This is a genomic window from Neoroseomonas rubea, from assembly GCF_016106015.1.
GTDB lineage: Bacteria > Pseudomonadota > Alphaproteobacteria > Acetobacterales > Acetobacteraceae > Neoroseomonas > Neoroseomonas rubea.
In genome coordinates this window covers 1-572 of the sequence record NZ_JACADQ010000752.1, presented here as the reverse complement: position 1 = coordinate 572, position 572 = coordinate 1, and the positions used below count along the sequence as shown (strand labels likewise).

The 572-nt window shown below is 74.1% G+C and carries 1 protein-coding gene; it reads left to right on the top strand.

Features of this window, described 5'->3' with window-relative positions; translation table 11 throughout:
• Positions 1–108: 108 nt before the first annotated feature.
• Positions 109–572: type VI secretion system-associated FHA domain protein (locus HW577_RS26215; protein WP_198378987.1), on the top strand; the 464-nt coding region annotated here is incomplete at its 3' end.

The following is a 572-nucleotide window of genomic DNA, read 5'->3' as shown; positions in this document are numbered from 1 at the left end:
CGCCACCGCCGCCCGTGCCGGCGAAGCCGCCCGCGCCGCCGCCATCGGCGCCGCCGGTGCGGCTGCAATGACGCCCGGGCCGATGCCCGCGACCGGAAGGGGGCGCCGATGGAACTGACGCTGACCGTGATCCGCTGCCCGGATTCCGTGGTGCCCGAACAGCGCCGCGTGCCCGGGGGCGACTTCGTCATTGGCCGCGGCGCGGATGCCGGCTGGGTGCTGCCCGACCCGGACCGGCTGCTGTCGAAGCACCATTGCGTCGTGGAATTCCGCAACGGCGGCTGGCAGGTGCGCGACCTCTCGACCAACGGCACCTTCGTCAACCATGCCGAGGTCCCGGTCGGGCGCGACCAGGTCAAGATGCTCGAGGATGGCGACCGGCTGCGGCTCGGCGCCTATGAGATCGAAGTCCATGTCGCGCAGGCGGGCGCCCAGCCCGGCGGCTGGTCCGGCGGCGCGCTGCCCGGCACGGGCTGGGAACAGCAGGCGCCCTCGTCGACGCCCGCCTGGGCCGCGGGCCCGGCGGAGATCGGAAGGGCACGCGTCGGGACTCCAGCCACGCTTGAATTTGG